The sequence below is a fragment of the Janthinobacterium violaceinigrum genome (assembly GCF_009208555.1).
GTDB classification, from domain to species: domain Bacteria; phylum Pseudomonadota; class Gammaproteobacteria; order Burkholderiales; family Burkholderiaceae_D; genus Janthinobacterium; species Janthinobacterium violaceinigrum.
Genome location: NZ_WFLI01000040.1, coordinates 26978 through 48505, shown reverse-complemented (window position 1 = coordinate 48505; position 21528 = coordinate 26978). Strand labels below are relative to the sequence as shown.

The 21528-nt window shown below is 61.5% G+C and carries 18 protein-coding genes; 8 read left to right on the top strand and 10 right to left on the bottom strand.

Annotated features, from left to right (window positions below):
• Nucleotides 1-5: 5 nt before the first annotated feature.
• Nucleotides 6-902 (top strand): SMP-30/gluconolactonase/LRE family protein, encoded by an 897-nt coding sequence (locus tag GCN75_RS24495; protein WP_152284711.1) that lies wholly within the window; start codon nt 6-8, stop codon nt 900-902.
• A 171-nt stretch (nt 903-1073) separates the two neighbouring features.
• Here GCN75_RS24495 and GCN75_RS24490 read toward each other — a convergent pair whose 3' ends face one another.
• Nucleotides 1074-2027 (bottom strand): chemotaxis protein, encoded by a 954-nt coding sequence (locus tag GCN75_RS24490; protein WP_152258717.1) that lies wholly within the window; start codon nt 2025-2027, stop codon nt 1074-1076.
• 562 nt (nt 2028-2589) lie between these two features.
• On the opposite strand from GCN75_RS24490, the gene zwf reads away from it, so the two are divergent.
• Both zwf and GCN75_RS24480 read left to right on the top strand, forming a co-directional pair.
• A complete protein-coding gene (gene zwf, locus GCN75_RS24485) occupies nt 2590-4062 on the top strand; it encodes a glucose-6-phosphate dehydrogenase (protein WP_152258718.1) in 1473 nt (490 codons plus the stop codon).
• Nucleotides 4063-4149: 87 nt separating this feature from the next.
• Complete coding sequence (locus GCN75_RS24480; RefSeq protein ID WP_034750862.1) at nt 4150-5004, top strand: SIS domain-containing protein; 855 nt, start codon at nt 4150-4152, stop codon at nt 5002-5004.
• Nucleotides 5005-5053: 49 nt separating this feature from the next.
• On the opposite strand, the gene GCN75_RS24475 is transcribed toward GCN75_RS24480, so the two are convergent.
• From GCN75_RS24475 to GCN75_RS24465, 3 genes are all read right to left on the bottom strand, one after another.
• Nucleotides 5054-5506, bottom strand: a complete 453-nt coding sequence (locus GCN75_RS24475) for a DUF3304 domain-containing protein (protein WP_152284710.1) — start codon at nt 5504-5506, stop codon at nt 5054-5056.
• Nucleotides 5507-5584: 78 nt separating this feature from the next.
• Nucleotides 5585-7687, bottom strand: coding sequence for a T6SS phospholipase effector Tle1-like catalytic domain-containing protein (locus GCN75_RS24470; protein ID WP_152284709.1), 2103 nt, complete (start codon nt 7685-7687; stop codon nt 5585-5587).
• Complete coding sequence (locus GCN75_RS24465; protein WP_193317642.1) at nt 7684-8307, bottom strand: DUF3304 domain-containing protein; 624 nt, start codon at nt 8305-8307, stop codon at nt 7684-7686. Before GCN75_RS24465 ends, GCN75_RS24470 begins: the two co-directional genes overlap by 4 nt.
• A 103-nt stretch (nt 8308-8410) precedes the next feature.
• Here GCN75_RS24465 and GCN75_RS29345 point away from each other — a divergent pair, with 103 nt between their 5' ends.
• On the top strand, nt 8411-8581 hold the full coding sequence (locus tag GCN75_RS29345; protein WP_193317641.1) for a hypothetical protein: 171 nt from the start codon (nt 8411-8413) through the stop codon (nt 8579-8581).
• A gap of 114 nt (nt 8582-8695) precedes the next feature.
• Here the strand turns inward: GCN75_RS29345 and GCN75_RS24460 are convergent, their stop codons facing one another.
• Genes GCN75_RS24460 through GCN75_RS24450 form a run of 3 tightly spaced genes read right to left on the bottom strand, consistent with a single transcriptional unit; the run spans nt 8696 to nt 13133 of the window.
• Nucleotides 8696-9307, bottom strand: a complete 612-nt coding sequence (locus tag GCN75_RS24460; RefSeq protein WP_193317640.1) for a DUF3304 domain-containing protein — start codon at nt 9305-9307, stop codon at nt 8696-8698.
• Nucleotides 9304-10203, bottom strand: coding sequence for a DUF4123 domain-containing protein (locus tag GCN75_RS24455; protein WP_152284706.1), 900 nt, complete (start codon nt 10201-10203; stop codon nt 9304-9306). Before GCN75_RS24455 ends, GCN75_RS24460 begins: the two co-directional genes overlap by 4 nt.
• Before the next feature lie 47 nt (nt 10204-10250).
• Nucleotides 10251-13133 (bottom strand): type VI secretion system Vgr family protein, encoded by a 2883-nt coding sequence (locus GCN75_RS24450; protein WP_226941553.1) that lies wholly within the window; start codon nt 13131-13133, stop codon nt 10251-10253.
• Nucleotides 13134-13347: 214 nt separating this feature from the next.
• Between GCN75_RS24450 and tal the strand changes: the two genes are divergently transcribed.
• Nucleotides 13348-14283, top strand: a complete 936-nt coding sequence (gene tal, locus GCN75_RS24445) for a transaldolase (RefSeq protein ID WP_099666887.1) — start codon at nt 13348-13350, stop codon at nt 14281-14283.
• Nucleotides 14284-14358: 75 nt separating this feature from the next.
• On the opposite strand, the gene GCN75_RS24440 is transcribed toward tal, so the two are convergent.
• Nucleotides 14359-15207 (bottom strand): hypothetical protein, encoded by an 849-nt coding sequence (locus GCN75_RS24440; protein ID WP_152284704.1) that lies wholly within the window; start codon nt 15205-15207, stop codon nt 14359-14361.
• Nucleotides 15208-15433: 226 nt separating this feature from the next.
• Between GCN75_RS24440 and GCN75_RS24435 the strand changes: the two genes are divergently transcribed.
• The 3 genes from GCN75_RS24435 (at nt 15434) to GCN75_RS24425 (ending at nt 19547) form a co-directional block, all read left to right on the top strand.
• Nucleotides 15434-16507 carry a patatin-like phospholipase family protein gene (locus tag GCN75_RS24435; RefSeq protein ID WP_152284703.1) on the top strand — a complete coding sequence of 358 codons (1074 nt, stop codon included), beginning with the start codon at nt 15434-15436 and terminating at the stop codon, nt 16505-16507.
• Between the two features lie 120 nt (nt 16508-16627).
• Nucleotides 16628-18151 carry a methyl-accepting chemotaxis protein gene (locus tag GCN75_RS24430; RefSeq protein WP_152284702.1) on the top strand — a complete coding sequence of 508 codons (1524 nt, stop codon included), beginning with the start codon at nt 16628-16630 and terminating at the stop codon, nt 18149-18151.
• Nucleotides 18152-18371: 220 nt separating this feature from the next.
• A complete protein-coding gene (locus GCN75_RS24425; RefSeq protein ID WP_226941552.1) occupies nt 18372-19547 on the top strand; it encodes a tetratricopeptide repeat protein in 1176 nt (391 codons plus the stop codon).
• On the opposite strand, the gene hemW is transcribed toward GCN75_RS24425, so the two are convergent.
• Together hemW and rdgB are read right to left on the bottom strand one after the other, a co-directional pair.
• Entirely contained in the window at nt 19544-20818 is a 1275-nt protein-coding gene (gene hemW, locus GCN75_RS24420) for a radical SAM family heme chaperone HemW (RefSeq protein ID WP_152284701.1), read from the bottom strand. The genes GCN75_RS24425 and hemW overlap by 4 nt on opposite strands.
• The gene (gene rdgB, locus GCN75_RS24415; RefSeq protein ID WP_152284700.1) at nt 20815-21399 is read right to left on the bottom strand and encodes an RdgB/HAM1 family non-canonical purine NTP pyrophosphatase; all 585 of its coding nucleotides are present in this window, start codon (nt 21397-21399) and stop codon (nt 20815-20817) included. The genes hemW and rdgB overlap by 4 nt, the downstream gene beginning before the upstream one ends.
• Nucleotides 21400-21528: the final 129 nt, after the last annotated feature.

Here is a 21528-nt window from a genome sequence, read left to right as displayed (position 1 = left end):
GATCAATGAATATTTACGAAATCAAGGTAGTCAGCGACCAGCCCATGCAAGTGGGCGAATGCCCGCTGTGGCATGGCAAGGAAGCGGCCCTGTACTGGGTCGACATCGATGGCCGCGCCGTGCACCGCCTGCACCCGGCCAGCGGCAAGCACGAGCAATGGAGCATGCCGACGGAACCGTCGGCCCTGGCCATCAATGCCGGAGGCGGCCTGATCGTCGCCCTGCGCAGCGGCTTTGCCCACCTCGACACGAAGACGGGCAGCCTGGCGGAAATCGCCCCGGCGCCGTTCGACATGGCCACCACGCGCTTCAACGATGGCAAGGTCGATCCCGCCGGCCGCTTCTGGGTCGGCACCATCTTCGAACCGCGCAGCGCTGACGCTGCAGAAATGTTCGTGCTGGAAAAGGGCCATGTGCGCAAGGTGTGGTCGGGCGGCATGACGGTGTCGAACGGCCTGGGCTTTTCCCCGGACAAGCGCACCATGTACCACTCGGATACCACCACGCACCGCATCGACCGCTTCGACTTCGACGCAGCAACGGGCGCCATTTCCGAACCGCAGCCGTTCCAGCGTTTTTCCACGGACAAGAAAGCGCTTGATTACGGCGGGCGCCCCGATGGCGCGGCCGTCGACAGCGAAGGCAATTACTGGTCGGCCATGTTTGAAGGCGGCAAGATCTTGCGCTTTGCCCCCGATGGCCACCTGCTGGGCGAAATTACCGTGCCCGTGCGCTGCCCCACCATGGTGACGTTTGGCGGTCCCGACCTGCGCACCCTGTACATCACCAGCGCCAGCCACAACCGCTCGGCTGCCGAGATCGCCGACTACCCGCTGACGGGCCACGTGCTGTCCGTGCGTGTGGACGTGGCAGGGCAGCCGGAAACGCCGTACCAGGCCTAATCGTTGCACGTATAAAAAAGCGCCGCAACCCGCGAGGGTCCGGCGCTTTTTTTACGCTCACGTAGGTCGGATTAGCGGGGCAAGGCCCCGCGTAATCCGACAACAGTGTGGGCCATGGTGGCGTCGGATTACGCGGCGTACGCCGCTAATCCGACCTACGGTTGCTTCAGCTTACCGCGCCAGCACCTTGCGGATGGTTTCCGCCAGTTCCGCCGCGACGAATTTCGCCACATAACCATCGGCGCCCACGCCCTTGACGTGGTCTTCGTTGGTCGAGCCCGTCAGCGACGAGTGGATCACCACGGGGATGCTGGAAAAGCGGCCATCGTTCTTGATGTTGCGCGTCAAGGTAAAACCATCCATTTCCGGCATTTCCAGGTCGGTCAGCACCAGCGCCACCTTGTCTTTTGCCGTCTTGCCTTCCGTTGCCGCCTGGGCCGAGATCGCCTGCAGGCGCTCCCATGCTTCCTTGCCCGTCTTGGTCATGATGAAAGGCACGCCCATCGCTTCGAGGCCCTTCTCGATCAGCGAGCGGGCCAGCGAGGAATCGTCGGCGGCCAGGATCACGGCGCCGGCAGGCAGCCGCACTTGCGGACCGATGCTGTTTTCGTCCACATCGGGATCGCCCGACGGCAGCACGTTGCGCAGGATCTGTTCCACGTCCAGCACTTGTGCCAGGCGCGTCTTGTCCGTGTCGCCATCGAGGCGCGCGATGCTGGTGACGAGGCCGCCACCGACGCTCGATTCGGCCGACAAGACCTGGTTCCATTCCAGGCGCACGATTTCATCGACCTCTTCCACGGCAAACGCCTGGGTCGAGCGGGCAAATTCCGTCACCATCAGGATTTTCAAGCCATTGCTCTTGCAGCCGACCGCCATCGGCAAGTCGATCACAGGCACGATCTGGCCGCGAATATTGACCACGCCCAACATGTGCGGGTGCGATCCAGCCACCGCCGTGATAGCGGGCATTTCCATGATTTCACGTACTTTGAACACATTGATGCCGAATAGTTCGCGGCTCGTCGAGTGATCGCTGGTGCCCAGTTTGAACAGGAACAGTTCGAATTTGTTATTGCCTGTCAGGCTCGTGCGTTCATCGACATCTTGCTGCATTGAATTCATTGTGTCCCCTTGAGCCGTCTTGTAAAGTTAAGTCGCCTGCCCGTGATGCTGCGGGCAGTGCGGACTGCACGTCGCATGGACGTCGGATGGCGGGTTCGGGGCATGGCCGGCGCTAACGGTGCAGTGTATATCGTACAATTTCTTACAACCAATAGTTGCTATCGATTTCAGCTTGAATTATACGGTTTTTTACTTTCTTCAAAGCTACTTTACGCTGCCAACGGCTATCCTGGCAGCATTTCTTGACTTGCTTGTTGCTACAGCGCAAATGATGACGGAGAGAATGGGAAATTTCCCAGGCAACCATGGTTGCTTTGAAAAGCCCAGGGCAAGCAGGACCCTGCGCCGGGGCCGGCGAACGGCATATAATGACCTTCGCGGTGCCGCTGGCAAGAAGACTGGGCAAAACTGCGACGGCAGCGGTTGGAATGTAGTAAAATTTCTTGCAATTGCCTGTTCTACGTAGTAAATTTACACCACCGATTATAGTAGCGACAGACTGGCACTTCCGGTCGGCCTCCTCCCCGCTCCGGCTCTTTTACTTTTGCGACGACACTCACTTATGGCACTTACCGATTTTGACCTGGTCCTGTTTGGCGGCAGCGGCGATTTAGCAATGCGCAAGTTGCTGCCTGCGATGTATGCGCGCGACGTCGCGAACGATTTGCCGCCGACGGCGCGCATCATCTGCGTGGGCCGCCAGGACAGCGGCCAGGAAGCCTTCTTGAAAATGGTGGAAAGCAACTCGCGTCCCCACATCAAGGCCAGCACCCTGAATGCCGCCACCTGGAGCAAGTTCTGCGCGCGCATCGTGTATGTGTCGCTCAACGCCAGCGATGCGGCAACGTACGCGCCGCTGGTCGAAGCGCTGCGCGGCGATGCCGACCTGACGCGCGTGTACTACCTGGCCACGCCGCCGCACCTGTTCGCGCTGATCTGCGACAACCTGGAAGACAATGGCCTGGTGACGCCGAATTCGCGCGTGGTCCTGGAAAAACCGCTGGGCCGCGACCTGGCCAGCGCCAAGCAGATCAACGCCGAAGTGGGCAAGGTCTTCCAGGAATCGCAGATTTACCGTATCGACCATTACCTGGGCAAGGAAACCGTGCAGAACTTGCTGGCCCTGCGCTTCGGCAACGTGCTGTTCGAGCCGCTGTGGCGCCGCGAATGGATTTCCGACGTGCAGATCACCATCGCTGAAAAACTGGGCGTGGGCAACCGCATGGGTTACTACGACACGTCCGGCGCGCTGCGTGACATGCTGCAAAACCACTTGCTGCAACTGCTGTGCATCGTCGCCATGGAACCGCCGACCTCGATCGCGCCGGACGCCGTGCGCGATGAAAAGCTGCAAGTGCTGCGTTCGCTGAAAAAATTCACGCCCACCACGCTGGCGCAAAACATCGTGCGCGGCCAGTACCGCGCCGGCCACGTGGACGGCGTCACCGTGCCGAGCTACCGCGACGAGCCGGACGCGCCAGAACATTCGCGCACCGAGACCTTCGTGGCGCTGAAGGCGGAAATCGACACCTGGCGCTGGGCCGGCGTGCCGTTCTACCTGCGCACGGGCAAGCGCATGGCTGACAGCCTGGCCGAGATCGTCGTGCGCTTCAAGCAGATCCCGCACTCGATCTTCAACCAGCCCACGTCCAGCTTCCAGCCGAACTGCCTGGTGATCCGTTTGCAGCCCGACGAAGGCTTGCGCATGAACCTGATGGCGAAGACCCCGGGCGACGGCATGCGCCTGAAACCGGCGGAACTGGAACTCGATTTCCGCGAATCGTTCAAGACGCCGCGCATGGACGCCTACGAGCGCCTGCTGCTCGACGTGCTGCGCGGCCAGCTGACCCTGTTCATGCGCGGCGACGAACTGGAAGCGGCCTGGGAATGGGTCGAACCGATTCTCGACAACTGGGAACAGAACGACAGCGCGCCGATTCCATACACGGCAGGTACCTGGGGCCCGGCCGCAGCCAGCGCCCTGATCGGCCGCGATGGCTTGCAGTGGCGTGAAGAGGCTTTGCCAGAGGATTAACGGGCAAGACAAGGGCCTGCCCGTATATCAGGGCAGGCCCTTTACCTATCTCCATACTCTTGAACACCTACCCAGAAGACTACCCTGATGCTGCTTGACTCCATCCGCACCCAGCTCGATTCGCTCTCCAAGTCGGAGAAGAAGGTCGCGCTGGCCGTGCTTGACCAGCCGAACCAGACGGTCAGCCAGAACATCACGGCGCTGGCGAAGAGCGCACAGGTGTCGGAACCGACCGTGGTGCGCTTTTGCCGTACGCTGGGCTACGACGGCTGGCACGAATTCAAGCTGAAGCTGGCGCAGGGCCTGGCTCTGGCCATGCCGGGCGCGAACGAGCAGCCGGCGCAGGACGACCTGGCGGCCGATCTCGTGAATAAAATCTGCAGCCGCTCGATCAACACCCTGCTCGACCTGCGCAACAACCTGAACCCGGAAGCGATCCAGCGCGCGCTCGACATCCTGTCGCGCGCCAGCAAGATCGAATTCTATGGCCAGGGCACGTCGGGCATCGTGGCGGCCGACGCGCAGCACAAGTTCTTCCGCTCGGGCGTGCCGACGGTGGCCTACAGCGATCCGAACATCCACAGCATCGCGGCGGCCCTGCTGCGCGGCGGCGACTGCCTGGTGGCCATCTCGCAGCGCGGCAACAGCCCCGCCTTGGTCCGCTCCGTGAAACTGGCGCGCCGCGGCGGCGCCGACGTCGTCGTGCTGGCCCCGTCCGGCACGCCGCTGGCCGACCTGGCGACCGTGCTGATCCCCATCGACCTGGTCTTCAACACCGACCCCTACACGCCCATTTCAGCGCGCCTGGCTTACCTGGTGGTGATCGACGTGCTGGCCGTCGGCCTGGCCCTGCAACGGGGTCCCGAGTTCCGCAAGAAGATGCAGAATGCGCAGAAGGCGCTGCAGGAATTCGACATGCAGTTCGACTCCTTCATCGGCTGATCGCCCTCGGCGCCAGCCTCGCTGGCGCCCCTCCCGTTCACCAGAGACATCAAGGCATATCGGCCGGTTTCCCCGAATGGAGAATAGGATGCGTTTTTGCACGTCCGCCTGCATTTGACACGACAACCCTCACCCCGTCATCGGGGAAGAAATGCATATAGATATCCCCGGGCTCATCGTATTTCTCCACTTCCACCATTTTTTCTTTAATAATATGCTGTAGTCCGTCCGGCATATCCCACCGCACCAGGACGTTCATTCCCGGATACCACACGCGAGGAATGGATGTGCAGCAAATATTGGCAAGTCCCGCACCCCATCTGGCCATATTTCCCCCTCCCGCCCCATCCACCGATGCGGAGTAAATATACTTCCCCGTATGGTTGACGATGCCCACCTGCGCCGTCGCGGTAGGACTTGGACCGGCTTGCTCAAGCTGCCTGCCCTTGAACGCGCAGCCGCTCAGCAGCAAGGCGGTGCCAAGATACATCATCCATTTCATTGTTTTTCTTTCATCAAGCAATCAATTGAATGAACAAGGATCGCCCAGCGCACGGGTAGCTCAAGGACTTAGCTTGACTTACACCGTCTTCGCCTGCTCTACCGCATCGGACGATCCGTGATGGGCTATTGCCATACCGCGCTGTTCCTTGTGCAAAACAGGCAGCATGCCCGCATACTGAGCGCCTAGCGGCTTGAAGGTATCCGATCCCATGTAAATTGAGCGGAAACGCAAATAACCACCTCCCAGGAGTCTGTTCTCGCGTCCGCCCTTGTCCGGCTCGATCGCATCCATTTCATTTTCGGTGCCTTTGACCGCTTTGTATCGCAGCAATTGCTCTTTTTCTTTCGTGCTCAAGCTATAGGGATTGGGCTTCCCAGGGTCTGCCTCCGGACCACTCTCCCATTCACGGGCTCGCTCTTCCTGAGCCACAAGCAATTCCAGCGCATACCACAAGTCGGGAATGTCTTTCCCCAACGGTTTGAACCATGCGCGCGAGTCATGCACGAACTGCTCAAAAAAGTTGCTTACTTCGACGGGTGGTACCGGCTTATCCCAAAATTCAGCGATAGGTTCCCATTCGGGATTACGGGGCCGCCCTCTGCTGCTGGTCGTCCGGTGACCGGCGCGCCACTTTTCAAAGCTCGCAACCTCTTCTTCCAGCTCTTTGTCCGCCATCGTGAGATCAGTAAAATCAAATTTCCCGCTTTTATAGCTTGTTGCCAAATTCTTGACATTCGGTAAATCTCCCATCTTGCCTAGCATTTTCTTGCGCCACTGTATGTACAGCATGTGCTGGAATTCCATGATCCTATGTAGCCGCAATGAGGGTTCAGCGCCTTGCTGCGCATGGCAAAAGCCGATATACGCATTGAAGGTGGTTATAGTCCGCGGATCGATGCGAAAGGCCCGCTTCGTCGCTTCACTGGCCTCTTCCAACTTCAGCGGCACCCCGGCCAGGCGGGCAGCCCGGTACATCGTGGCCAACGTAATGCGCGACATCAAATCGCCACCACTTGGATCTGTACCGCGCCCTTGTTCTTGCGGCAGATAGCCGCCTCCGATGTCCGAATGAACACCAGGAAAAACAATTTCCCTGCAATTAGGGGGAATATTGCCCAGGTAAGCAACGGAGTCCAAGGGAAAAGACCGGCGCACTTCATGCGCCGACACCAGATGCAGGCACTGGCTTGGTCCCGGTGACGTAGGTATTCTGAGCGACACTTCGGCGTCGGCCCAGCCGCCATGTCCATCCACCATCCTGTTCGGGAGGGGCACTGACGCCGCCAGGCCAACCGAAGCGACGGTATCGAACAGGCCCATGAAGTCGAAGGTCACCTCGATAGTGCCAATACTTAACTGGCGAGCCTTGACGCCCTTGCTAACGGTCAGTTGCGCATCGAGCTTGCATAACCAGATGAACCAGTTGGCAAACGAGCGCGCTTCGGCTGCGCCACGCGAGAAACCGAACATCGACACGAAGATATTGAGCACCTTGCCTTTATTGACGCTTTTCGCCTGCGCATCGGTTGGCACAAATGGCCGCAAATTGCTGTGCAACTTTTGCAAAGCCTGCGTGAAAGCGTGCACCAGCGCCTGTGAAGGCTGCACTTTGCTGGGCAAACTGAGCGTATTGAAGTCCTGTTTAAACGTCTTGTCATCCACCAGGGGAGCATCGGTGTAATATCTGTGCACATTATTCAATGCTTCCACCAATGCCCAGATGATGCGATTTTCTCCCTTGTAGGCAAAGGCCAGGCCGCGCGCCCGGTCGCTGGTGAGAGCGCTAAATCCCTCTCCCGTATCGCCAACCTCGTCGAAACGCGTGCCCACTCCCGGAACGTAGGTGCGAAAGTAACTCTTGTGATATTTTGTCTCCAAGTCCGGCCACGCCTCGCTGCCATGCGTGTCTTTATCACCTGGAAATGCGTGATACAAGCGCGCCACATTACTATGCGAATGAAATGCCAGATCCCGTTTCATATTATTATTGGTGCCGTCGAAGAAGAAACCGAAAAACAGATTGACATCACATGGCGGAGGGAAACCGGGAAGTGGACATTCACGCGCCTTCATGAATTTTATAATTTTATCCATTTCATCTATTCCGTCAAAAAAACGGTCTTTATCAGATGGATCAGTTTTATCAGCAGAATAGCTTTCAACCAAAAAAGCTGTCATCGCACATTCCCTTCTAAACTTTGGACAATTTTTTTTTGAAACTCAATAATTTCTTTTTTTTCTTTTATCTTTTCATCTGAAAGAGTATAAAAATCGCGCTGTAATCTTTTTTCCAAAAAATCGAGCGTATTTTTCTCTCTCTTTAATTTATCCTTACGACGCTCATCCCGATACTCCTTCGTCGGCACCGGATACCCCTTGATTTTTCCCGGCCACTCCGGTCGGCTCGGTCCGTAAAGCGACGCCACGGCTCCCACGCTGCCATCTTCATAGACAATCAGCCAGATATCACCTCCCTTCCCATCCGGATACGGCGGAATGCTGACCGTCTCGCGATGAAAGGTCGGGTCAGGGGACAACTGATAGACCACCACCACCTTCAAATCCGCATGCCACTTTTCCGGCACGCTGAAACAGCATATCGATCCGCCCTGCCCGTATGGACGGATCGAATCGCCACCACCGCCGCTGTTGGTATTGCCCGGATTTTCAACCGCGATGTAATCGACTTCGCGCGCAGAATAATTCAGCGCCTGAATGCTCGCGGCCATGGCGACGCCGGGTAAACATACGGCCAGCAAGAGGCCTCGCCATAGTTGGTGCTTGAGTAAGGTATTCATGATTTCATCCTTATGCATCAATGCCAAGACTCAGAGCGCGTGCCTTGGCGCCATTGCTAACGGTCAGTTGCGTATCCAGTTTGCATAGCCTGGCGTCACTGCCATGCGTATCTTTACCGCCGGAAAATGCACGATACAAGCGCGCCACGTTGCTGTGCGAGTGAAACGCCACATCCTGCTCCATATTATTTTTGGTGCCGTCAAAAAAGAAACCGAAAATTGGATTCGCATCGCATCTAGGGGAAAGCCTGGGGTGGGAAATTCCCTTTTTTGACTAAATCACCTAATATTTTCAGTTCTGTCTCGTCATCAAAAAACTTGGATGAATCTGTTGACTCATTTTTTTAAGAAGAATAACTAGCGGTAAAAAAATCAGTCATGGATGCATTCACTCAAGGCTCTGAATGAGTTTCTTCTTATACTCAATTGCATCCTTTAATTCATCAATTTCAGTGGCCGTCATCTTATTACTATTACGTTCCAATCCTTTTTCCATAGTATCTAACCATTTTCTTTCCAATTCTATTTTTGCCTTACGACGCTGTGCCTGATACTCCTTCGTCGGCACCGGATACCCCTTGATTTTTCCCGGCCACTCCGGTCGGCTCGGTCCGTAAAGCGACACCACGGCACCCACGCTGCCATCTTCATAGACGATCAGCCAGATATCACCTCCCTTCCCATCCGGATACGGTGGAATGCTGACCGTCTCGCGATGAAAGGTCGGGTCCGGGGACAACTGATAGACCACCACCACCTTCAAATCCGCATGCCACTTTTCCGGCACGCTGAAACAGCATATCGATCCGCCCTGCCCGTATGGACGGATCGAATCGCCACCGCCGCCGCTGTTGGTATTGCCAGGATTTTCAACCGCGATGTAATCGACTTCGCGCGAAGAGTAATTCAGCGCCTGGATGCTCGCGGCCATGGCGAGGCAGGGTAGACACGCGGCCAGCAGGAGGCCTCGCCACAGCCACTGCCTGAACAAGACAATCATGACTTTGTCTCCACCGATAACGTCGACACATCGACAGAGTATTGCTCTGCCAGCCATCGTTCAAACAATGCAGCTGGCACTTGTGCCTGTGCAGGTTCAGCTAGCCAGGACGCAAGTTGCGGCCGTGCTCGCAGGCCTGGATTTTCGAGGCCAAATATACATACGTCAAATCGGTCTGGCGGTGCTTCGAGCCGTGCATGATCTGCACAATCCAGCCAATATTCGACCAGGGCATGGGCGTGTTCTGCAGTATAAGGTTCTAACAAGCGAGGGCTAGTCGCGCGCACTTGGAACAGGATACCGTCGCCTTCCGCCGCACGCATCAGTTGAGCGCATTGCTGCTCGCTTAACGATATGCCAACCGCCGCCGGAAGCGCTTCAGCAGGCAACGTCAAATCACTCCAGTCGCCTTTGCGCATGACATATTGCCAATGGTGTGCCGGCCCACAAAGCTGGCCCAACTGCTGCGCCGTCAAGGTCTTGAAAAGTTGCGGCAAAATGCGGGTATCGGCGAACGACAACGCCACCGTATAGTCTGCGGCATCGACGATGCACCAGGGCGCCAAGCGGGCCGCCAGTTGATTCAGCGGCTCAGGCGAGACAATCAAACTGAGCGCCGGATGACCATTGGTTTTTTCAAGCAGCCGTTCCCAAATAGAACGACCTGTATCGCCAAATTCAACCAGCAGCGGCGAGATGGACAAAGTTTCTTTATTCGCACCTGGCGTACCGGCAAACAACGCCTCATATCGCAGATGCTTTGCGCGCTTCAGCAATGGATAACACGACTCGTCAAAAACACCATCGATCAACGCATAAATATACGCCTCGGGAAACTGACAGCGAAATGCCTTCAGGCGCATATGCAATGATACTTTCCAGTCAGAGGGAAACATATTAATACCCACTTAGTCATGCTCCTCTAACGATTGTTTTTGCTTATTCACTCTTCCACCATGGAAAAAGGCGAACCTGATTTGGCGGCATTAAGCCTGCATCGTTTGCATATGGAACGGGAAAACCTGGGCAACGGATAAGCCAGCCGCTCCGGCCCGCTAAAACTCTTCTTGCCGGCATGCACCGTGATCTTGCCCGGGCACTGGATGGTGATATTGCCGCCCTCGATCGTGATATTTGCCCCGCCCGCCGTCGACAGGCGGATGCTTTTTGCCGCCGCCCAGTCGATGTGCGCCGTGGCGCTGACCACATGGACGTCGTCGCGCGCCTGCACCTTGAGCACGTCCGCCTGCGCCTGCAGGTCGATGGCTTGCCTGGCGGCGATCAGCTGCAGGCCGATATTGTCGTCGCCCGCCTTGACCACGCCGCCCAGGGTGCCGATGGCCTGGCCCGCGTGCACGCGCAGCTGGCCGCCACCGACAAATTGCGTATCGAGGCCGCTCATCAGCGACACGGTTTCGCCGTTCGCCATCTGGATGTCCTTGCCGGCCAGCACACCCAGCCCCGCGCGGGCGGCGATGGCGATGATGGCGTCGCTGCTGTGCGGCAGCTTGTCGTCGCCGGGACTGGTGGGTTTGGCGGCCGCGTCGCGCCTGGCGGCGGCCGTATCGTCCTGGCTCAGCATGCCCGAGGCTGTCGTCAGGAACGCGGCCAAGGGCGCCGCCTTCTCGTCGAGCACGCTGGCATCGGCCCTGGCCGCGCCGAGATGGCCCGCATACGCCACGGTCTCGTGCGTGACGGCGGCGGCGCTGAAGGTTGCGCCCAGCTTGGCCGCCTGCTTGAGCAAGACCATGCCGGGCGCATTGTCGCCGGCCGGGTCGCGCGCCTGCGCGTCATGGTTGACGAGATAACTGGAAATCAGGAGTCCGGCCCCGGCCCGCACGGCGCCGTAATCGTCGGTGCGCAGCTCGGCGCCCGTGCCGCGCAGGCTGCCCCGGTAATTGTCGGCCGCATGCACCAGGTGGCCCAGATTGAGCTCGCTGGCGCCATGGCTGCTCTTGAGCTGGATGCGGCCCTGCTGGTCCGTGTCGTCGAACAGCAGCTGGTTGTAGCCGGCACCGGCACCGGCGCCGCCGAATTCCTTGCTGCGGATGCCCCATTGCGCCGCGTCGTTGCGGTGGCTGGCGGCGCCGCCCGCCGCGCCATGCCACAAGGGACTGTTACCGCCCGCCACATTGCCCTGCGCCGACGGGACATGGTCGCGCGCAGGGTCGAATACGCCCGCATCGGACGGCTGATCGGCCACGCCGCCCGGAGTCGGTGCGACACCGCCCTCGCCCTGTCCGTTGTACAGGGCGCCGACGATGATGGGGCGGTCGATATCGTTTTCCAGGAATTGCACCAGCACTTCCTGGCCGATGCGCGGCAGGAACTGGCTGCCCATGCCGCCGCCTGCCGAACGCTGCGCCACGCGCACCCAGCAAGTGGCGTTGCCGTCCTGCTGCCAGTGAAAGCGGATGCGCACCCGGCCCAGCCTGTCGCAATGGATCTCGCTGCCGCCGCTGGCGCGCGCGCCGCCATCGGGCCCCACCACGATGGCGCTCTGACTGCCGAAGGCCGTGGGTTTCGGGTGATGGCGCGCATCGCCGTCCACACCGCTTGGCCGCCATGGCGTAGCCGCGGCTATCATCTCGACGCCGTTGGCATAACCGCTGGCTTGCGCCTGCGCAATGACAGCGGGGAAGTCGGGCAAACCCTGCCCCAGATCGGGCATCGTTTCCTCCAGCAATGGCGGCAAGGGACCAAACAGTTCAGCCAGTCCGGCAGCCGCGGCCGACGGCAGATTGTTGACGCCGACGCTGGCCACGCGCAGCACGACATAGGAAGGCGACTCATCGCCAGCTTGCTGCAACGGCCCCTGCGTCAAGGTAAAACGGGTGCCGGCGCGCAAGGTGCGCACGGTCGAGCGCGCATGCCACACGTGGGCGCGCGCCTCGTGCGACTGCATCTGCAATTCGGCGTAGCGCCGGGCCTGGGCCCCGTTCGCATACCAATATTGCCCAGGGGCATCATAGCTTTCCAGCGCGGGCGCATTCTGACCGCCAACGGCCTGCCTGGCCGGCACGCTGGCCGCCACGGCCTTCTTGGCCTTGTAGTCATAACTGAGCACGGTGGAGATTCCCGCATGCAGGCTGCGCCGCGCATACACGGCTTGCACCGTGTCGCCCGGCTCGCCGACCCTGGCGCCGTGAAAACGCAAGCCGCCCCCTTGCGCGCTGCTGGCGTCTTCCGGCGTGGCGCACGTCTGGCTGCTGTCGGCGAACAACACCAGCCACTGTTCGCTCTCCTGCTGCTCGAAGCGCCAGGCCAGCCCTTCTTCGCTCAGCAGGCGGCGAACAAAGTCGAAATCGGATTCGCGGTACTGGCAGCAATAGCTGCGCTCGCCCGCGTCCTGCATGAACGGGCCCGATTCATCGCTCCAGCGCCAGCGCGCGTGCGGCGCATAGGCCGAGAATACCTCGTCGACGATGGCGCTCACGCTCTTGTCTTGCCAGACGCGGCTGTTACGCACCTGCGTCAGCAGCCACAGCCACGGCGTCAGGCGCAGCCGGTAGCGCGCCAGTCCGCCATTGCTGCCCAGCATGGCCGCTTCGCTGATATAGCCGGAAAACGGCATGCGCGTGCCGTCGGCCAGGCTGATGTGCAGGCTGGCCGGCTGGCCCAGCAGCGACGCCAGCGCCACATGGGCGCTGGTGGACAGGGCGATGATGTCGCGCGCGCCGACTTCCTGCAACCGCTCGTCGCTGGCAAACGCTTCGACCAGCAAATCGGCGGCGTCCGCTTCCTGCCCCTGGCCGCCGATGGACAATGCATATAGCCTGGTCGCGCCGTTGAAGGCGGCCAGGGCGCTAACGATCTCTTGTGTCAAAGGATGCTCTTCATCTGGATAGTGGCTGGTGGCGCCGTACATTAGCCATCAGAACAATGTGCAAATTAAACAAGTCCGGACAATTATGCGCGAGTTCTCAAAAAAGCAAGATTCAATTGAGCAAGTAGTGCGCGGGACAGACAATAGTGGATGCTTCATGCAGTGGATTCGGTACAATAGCCCGGCAAGCCCTTTCACTCTTTCCCGTGCAGCCATGAACCAACTCGAACAACTGAAGCAATTTACTACCGTAGTGGCCGACACCGGCGACTTCCAATCGATCCAGGCTTACACGCCGCGCGACGCGACGACGAATCCGTCGCTGATCCTGAAGGCCGTGCAGAAGGATGAATACAAGCCGCTGCTGGAAAAGGCCGTGCGCGACCATCCGAACGCCTCCACCGCTGAAATCATCGACCGCCTGCTGATCGCGTTTGGCGTGGAAATCCTGCAGACCATCCCCGGCCGCGTCTCCACCGAAGTCGATGCGCGCCTGTCGTTCGATACGGAAGGCACGGTGGCCAAGGGCCGCGACCTGATCGCCCTGTATTCGAACGCGGGCATTGCGCGCGAGCGCGTGCTGATCAAGATCGCCTCCACCTGGGAAGGCATCCGCGCCGCCGCCATCCTGGAAAAGGAAGGCATCCGCTGCAACATGACCCTGCTGTTCTCGCTGGCCCAGGCCATCGCCTGCGCCGAAGCGGGCGCGCAGCTGATTTCGCCGTTCGTCGGCCGCATCTACGACTGGTACAAGAAATCGACGGGCATCGACTACGTGGGCGCGGAAGACCCGGGCGTGCAGTCGGTCCGGCGCATCTACAATTACTACCGCAAGTTCGGCTACAAGACCGAGGTGATGGGCGCGAGCTTCCGCAACACCTCGCAAATCCTCGAACTGGCCGGCTGCGACCTGCTCACCATCAGCCCCGACCTGCTGCAAAAGCTGGCCGACAGCGATGCGCCGGTGGAGCGCAAGCTGAGCGCCGAAGCGGCGCCGTCGACCAACATCGTGCAAATGTCGCTGAACGAAGAAGCCTTCCGCTTCATGATGAACGAAGACGCGATGGCGACGGAAAAACTGGCCGAAGGCATCCGCGCCTTCTGCGTCGATTCCGGCAAGCTGAAACAGATGATCGCGGCACTGCGCTGATCGTTTCATTTCGACAGGCGTAAAAAAAGCGGCGTCCGTGCAGTGCACGGCGCCGCTTTTTTCATGCCCGGACGATCAGGAGCAACGGAAGGTCGCTACGCCCTGGTAATTGGCGCCGTTGGCCAGCTGCGCCTTGTAGGCTGCCAGCAGCAGATAGCGGCCGGTGCCGCCGTCGCCCAGCATCAGCTGCGCGCCCGTGCCATTCGACAGATAGCCGCCGGTGATGCTGCTCGACGCTGCCGAAGCCAGGGTGGTGGTCGCCGTCACTTTGCCCGTGCTGCCGCCGGCGCTGGCGTCGATGGTCAGTGCCACCTTGGCGCCGGAGCCATCGAAGGACAGGCTGGCATTGCCGCTGGCCGTGCCGAAGTTGGCGCTCGACGGGACGCTGCTGCCGCCCGTATAGCTTGGCGACGTGAACGCGCCCGCATCGCAGGTGAACGTGCCGCTCGCTGGCAGTGCGGCGAGCACGTTATAGGCGACGTAATGCGCGCTGGCATTGTTGCCGGTCAAGGTCGTGGCGCCGGAAATACTGCTGAACGCGCCCTTGAACCAGCGGCCCTGCGCGAAGGCGGCGTCGCCGCTGATGTCACGCGTCACGGACGGATTGCCCGTCAGGACGATGCTGCCGATAGTGCTCAAGGCGCCGGAGCTGTCCTGCACCAGCGTGCTGGCCTTGCCATTGCTCTGCAAGCCGATCGACGTAAAGACGAAACGGCTGTTGTCGCCATTGACGAAACGGGCGCTGACGGAGCCCGTGTCTTCGCCAGTGGCAGTCGGCGTGACGGGTACCACGGGCGGCGTGACGGGCACGACGGGCGGATTCACGGCCACTACCGGGTCGGCTGGGGAGGACGAACCGCCACCGCCGCAGGCGACGAGGGAGCCGGCGATGAGGGTCAAAACAAAAGCGTGATTCAATTGCATACTATTCCAGTAAAAAAGGCGTGACACATCCTTGGCACATGCCAAAAACTTAACGCCGAGTATTATGCAATATTTCTCAAGAGAATGCTTGCCCAAAAGAAAATAACTAATACCAACAATGTGACTATCGCGCGCACAACTGTGTCGCGGCGCCATGCTGAAGGTAGAATACAAGGCTACAGTCCGCTTGCCGCTTCCTACTTTCCGCTTGCCTATTCCATCGCCCATGCAATCGCCAATCACCATCCGCCTGGGCCGCCGCGCCCGCGCCCGCATCGCCGAAAACGGCTTGCGCGCGCTTGACGTCGCCATCGTTCCCGCCGCGGCAGGCGGGCCAAAAGGCTTGATCCTGCACCAGCTCGATTGCTGGCTGTTCGGCGACTTTCTGCCGCAGGCGCCCCGTGCGCGCCAGTTTGTCGGCGCCTCGATCGGCGCCTGGCGCATGGCCGCCGCCGTGTTCCCCGACCCGGTCGCCGCGCAGCGCCGCCTGGTGCGCGAATACGTGGGCCAGCGCTACCCCGACAAACCCGATGCGGCGCACGTCAGCCGCACGTGCCGCGCCCTGCTCGACGCCGTCCTCGATGGCCAGGATGCGCAACTGCTGCAGCACGCGCGGCATAGCCTGTCGGTGCTGGCCGTGCGCGGCATCGGCGCCCTGGCGCAACCGGGAAAATGGCGCGACCGGCGCGGCTTCCTGCTGGCCGCCGCCGGCAATGCCGTGGCGCGCGCGCGCCTGGCCGCGTCGCTCGAGCGCGCGGTGTTCCATGCGGGTCCCGATGGCGCCAGCTGGCTGCGCTCGCGCTTCGACGCCTTTCATTCCCATTTCGTGCCGCTGGCGCAGGACAACCTGCGCGACGCGCTGCTGGCCTCCGGTTCCATCCCGCTGGTGCTCGACGCGGTCACGGACATCGCCGGCGCGCCGCCGGGACGTTACTGGGACGGCGGCCTGGTCGACTACCATTTGCACCTGCCCTACCAGCGCGAACCGGACCTGGTGCTGTACCCGCACTTTGCCGACCATATCGTGCCGGGCTGGCTGGACAAAGCCATGCCCTGGCGCCGCGCCCGCAGCGGCGATAGCGCGCTCGACAACATGATCCTCGTCTCGCCCTCGCCCGCCTTCGTGGCCAGCTTGCCCAATGGCAAACTACCGGACCGGCGCGACTTTCCCCATTACGGCCAGGACCACGCGGCGCGCATGCGCGACTGGCGCCGCGCCATCGCAGAAAGCGAGCGCATGGCCGCCGCCTTCGCCCGCTGGGCAGAGCAGCCGGACCTGCGCCAGGCGGGCGATCTGTAGCACGGGCGTGGCTGCAACAGGCGCCGAAACAAGCGCGCTTTTCCCTCGCCTATTGGTCACTAATCAGTGCATACTATGTCGCACAGGCAATTCAATTCCCCTTGCGACAGGAGTCCCACCATGCACGCCCTCTCCCACCTTCGTATCGGCACGCGCCTGGCTGCAGGCTTCGCGCTGGTGCTGCTGCTGTCCGTGATCTCCACCTCGTACGCACTGTACAGCGCCCGCGTGAATGCGGAAGCGACCCGGCAAATGATGGAAAAACCGCTGGCCAAGGAACGCCTTGTCTCGGACTGGTATGTGCTGATTTACTCGGCCATCGCGCGCACCTCGATGATCGCCAGGAGCACCGATGAAACGCTGTCGAACGTATTTGCCGACACCATCGCCGACAGCACGAAACAGGGCAGCGAACTGCTGAAGAAGATCGAAGCGCTGCTCGACAGCGACGAAGAAAAGAGCATCTTCAAGGCATCCATCGCCGAGCGCGTCAAATACCAGGATGCCAAGACCCTGGTCATGAATGCGCGCAAGGCGGGCAACGCGGCGCAGGCGGAACGCACCTACCGCGACAGCTTCGCGCCCGCCGCCACCAATTACCAGAACAACGTCAAGGCCCTGCTGGCGCAGCAGCGCAAGGCCATCGACGCCACGGCGCAAGCCATTGAAGCGGCCAATGAACGCAGCTTTACCCTGCTGCTGACCCTGTGCGTGCTGGTGGTGGCGCTGGGCAGCGTCTGCGCCTGGCTGATCACGCGTTCGATCACGCAGCCATTGAAGGCTGCCGTGAAAGTGGCTGAAACGGTGGCCGACGGCGACCTGCGCACGCACTTCGGCACGCCTGCCAGCGATGAGATCGGCGACCTGATGCGCGCGCTGCACGGCATGAACGAGGCACTGCGCAAGGTGGTGTCGGAAGTGCAGACGGGCACCAACGCGATTGCCACGGCATCGGGCGAAATCGCTGCGGGCAACCAGGACTTGTCGGCGCGCACGGAGCAGCAGGCCAGTTCGCTGGAAGAGACGGCGTCGTCGATGGAGGAACTGACCAGCACCGTGAAGCAGAATGCCGACAATGCGCGCCAGGCCAACCAGATGGCGGTAGCCGCTTCCGGCGTGGCCGAACGGGGCGGCAGCATCGTCAGCCAGGTGGTCGACACCATGGGCGCCATCGACACGGCATCGACCAAGATCGTCGACATCATCGGCGTCATCGACGGCATCGCCTTCCAGACGAATATCCTGGCATTGAATGCGGCCGTCGAAGCGGCCAGGGCCGGCGAGCAGGGACGCGGCTTTGCCGTCGTCGCCACGGAAGTGCGCAGCCTGGCGCAGCGTTCGGCCGCGGCGGCGCGCGAAATCAAGACCCTGATCGGCGACTCCGTGGAACAGGTCAACAACGGCACCCGGCTGGTGCAGCAGGCGGGCAGCACCATGGGCGAAGTGGTCGACAGCGTGCGCCGCGTCACCGACATCATGGCCGAGATCACTGCCGCCAGCGCCGAGCAAAGCATGGGCATCGACCAGGTCAACCAGGCCATCGCGCAGATGGACCAGGTGACGCAGCAAAATGCGGCCCTGGTGGAAGAAGCGGCAGCGGCGGCCGAAAGCATGCAGGACCAGGCGCGCAACGCAAGCCGCTAACCAAGGCCCCCACGCCAGCCCCTGCCAGGACGGCTGGTGCTGCACCGCACAAAACGCCAGCCCATATCGCCGGCGACCAGGACTGGGAAGAGTTTTAAGGCTGGCGCACGGCCCGGCCAGCAAAGTATTTGACAGCGGCGCCAGGCGCGCCGATACTGGTTTCAGGTGGGACTGGCGCGCCACCGCGACATGCACAAGCCGGCGCCTCCAGGGAGAGACCATGCGCCCCTATCTTGTTACCGCCCAGCGCCTCATGCGCGTGGGCGCCGCCCTGCTCTGCGCCGCCCTTGCAGCCTGCGCCGCCACCCCGCCCGCCAGCGTGCCCCCCATCTTCAATGACGCCGATTTCGCGCCGGCCGCCGCCATCGACGCCAGCCAGGTCTTTGCCCTCGACGACACCATGCGGCAGTATGTGCGCACGGAAGTGCGGCGCGAAGCGCGCCACAAGAACGACCGCGCGGCGCTCTACGACGCGCTGTACGACAAGACCCGGCTGCAACTGGAATACGATGCGGAGCTGACCCGCAATGCGCGCGAAACGTTTGCCGCGCGCCAGGGCAACTGCCTGTCGCTGGTGATCATGACGGCGGCGCTGGCGCATGAAATGGGCTTGACCGTGCGCTACCAGGAAGTGCTGGGCGAGGAAAGCTGGAGCCGCAGCGGCAACATGTATTTTGTCGCCGGCCACGTCAACCTCGTACTGGGCCAGCGGCTGGACGACAAGTCCGGCAGGTACGATGCCAAGGGCATGATGGTGATCGATTTCCTGCCGTCCGGGGAGATGGGCAGCTATCGCACGCGCGAACTCGACGAGGCAACCATCGTTGCCATGTACATGAACAACCGCGCCGCCGAGACCATGAGCGAAGGCCAGCTGGACCAGGCTTACTGGTGGGCCAGGGCCGCCATCGGGCAGGACCCGTCGTTCAGCGGCGCCTACAACACCCTGGGCGTGATCCAGTTCCGCCATGGCGACCTGGCGGCGGCGCGGCGCACCCTGGCCCATGCGCTGACGCGCTCGCCGGACAATACGGTGCTGCTGTCGAACCTGGCGCAAGCGCTGGAAGCGTCGGGCATGGCGCAAGAGGCCCTGCCCCTGCGCCGGCGCCTGCTGGCCTTGCAGCCGCAACCGCCGTTCCACTACTTCAACCTGGGCAAGACAGCCATGCAGAAAGGCGAGTACCAGGAAGCCGCGCGGCTGTTCAGCCGTGAACTTGCGCGCGATCCGTACTACCATGAATTCCACTTCTGGCTGGCGCAGGCGTATGCCCGCCTGGGACAGATGGCGCAGGCGGGCAGGCAGCTGGAACTGGCACTGGAAACCAGCACCACGCGCAGCGATCACGGGCTGTACGCGGCCAAGCTGCAGCGCCTGCGCGCCGCCGCCACGCACTAATCTTCCAGGAACATCTGCTGCAGGTCGTTCAGGAAGCGCAATCCCAGTTCCGTCGGGCGGATGATCTGGTGGTCGCGGTACAGCAAGCCTTTCGCTTCGGCCGCATTCAGCGGCTGCTCGATGGCGTTGATGGCCAGCCCCGTGCGCTCGGCGAACAGGTTGGGCGAAAAGCCCTGCGTCAGGCGCAGGGTATTGAGCATGAACTCGAAACCCATCTCCTCGCGCGCCAGCTCGCGCTCTTCCTGCACGGGGTTGCCGGCGATGACCGCATCCATGTACGCCTTCGGCTGCTTGTAGCGGGCCTGGCGCAGCACGCGGTGCGGGAACGAGATCTTCGAATGGGCGCCCGCGCCGATACCCAGATAGTCGCCGAATTCCCAGTAGTTGCGGTTGTGCTTTGCCTGGCGGCCCGGCTGCGCGTAGGCCGACACTTCATAGCGGCCGTAGCCGGCCTGCGCCGCGCGCGCAGCCACCATGTCGGCGATGTCGGCGCTCTCGTCGTCGTCCGGCAGCACGGGCGGGTACTTGGCGAACAGGGTGTTCGGCTCCAGGGTCAGGTGGTACAGCGACAGGTGCGGCGGCGCGAACGACAGCGCCGTCTCCAGGTCCTGCTGCGCCTCGGCCAAGGTTTGCGTGGGCAGCGCGTACATCAGGTCGAGGTTGAAATTATCGAAGTGGGCGTGCGCGATCTCCACCGCGCGGCGCGCCTCGGCGTCGTCATGGATGCGTCCCAGCGCCTGCAGATGGCGGCCATTGAAGCTCTGGATGCCGATCGACAGGCGGTTGATGCCGCTGGCCCGGTAGGACTTGAATTTTTCCGTTTCAAACGTGCCCGGATTGGCTTCCATGGTGATTTCGCAATCGGGCTCCAGCGGCAGCAAGGTGCGCACGTCCGACATCAGCCGGTCCAGCCCCGCCGCCGACATCAGGCTGGGCGTGCCGCCGCCGATGAAGATGGTGTGGATCTTGCGGCCCCAGATCAGCGGCAGCGCCATTTCCAGGTCCAGGCGCAGGGCCGCCAGGTATTCGGCTTCCGGGAAGCTGCCGCGCACTTCGTGCGAATTGAAATCGCAGTACGGGCATTTTTTCACGCACCACGGGAAATGGATGTACAGCGACAGCGGCGGCAGGGCCGTCAGGTTCAGCGCGCCCGGCTGCAGATACTTCAGCGCCGCGCCCGCCGCGCCGGAAATGCCGTCCTGCGGCGCGGGCGAAACGCCCGGCTTGGCTGCCGACTTGGCAACGGCGCCCACCAGTTTGATCGGGATCATCGCAGCTTTTCCACCAGCGCGCGCAGGGCCTGGCCGCGGTGCGACAGCGCGTTCTTTTCATCGGACGTCAGTTCGGCCGCGCACTTGCCCAGCGCAGGAATATAGAAATGCGGATCGTAGCCGAAGCCGCCCTGGCCGCGCGGCGCGGCAATCATTTCGCCATTCCAGCGACCGTCGGCGATCACCGGCTGCGGGTCGTCCGCATGGCGCACGTAGACCAGCACGCAGTAGTAATACGCGGACTTGTCGGCATGCGCCTCGAGGTCGGCGATCAGCTTGGCGCTGTTGGCGGCATCCGATTTCGGCTCGCCTGCATAGCGGGCCGAGTACACGCCGGGGGCGCCGCCGAGCGCGTTGACGCACACGCCGGAATCGTCGGCCAGCGCCGGCAAGCCCGTCAGGCGAGCCGCGTGGCGCGCCTTTTGCAGCGCGTTTTCAACGAAGGTGTGGAACGGTTCCTCGCTTTCCGGGACGTCGTACTCGCCCTGGGCGTGGACGGAAAAACCGATGGTCGAGAGCAGCTCGTTGAATTCCTTGAGCTTGCCGGCGTTGTTGGAGGCGAGAATGAGGCGTTGGGTCATGGGGCGATATCCGGTTGAGCGGCCACCCGTTCGGTGGCGGCATGAAGTGCCGACATTGTAAACCTTTTGCGCCCCCCTCACCGCGTCCCGCCGCCGCCATCGGAAGCGGCAGCTGTGGGCTATTTGCCC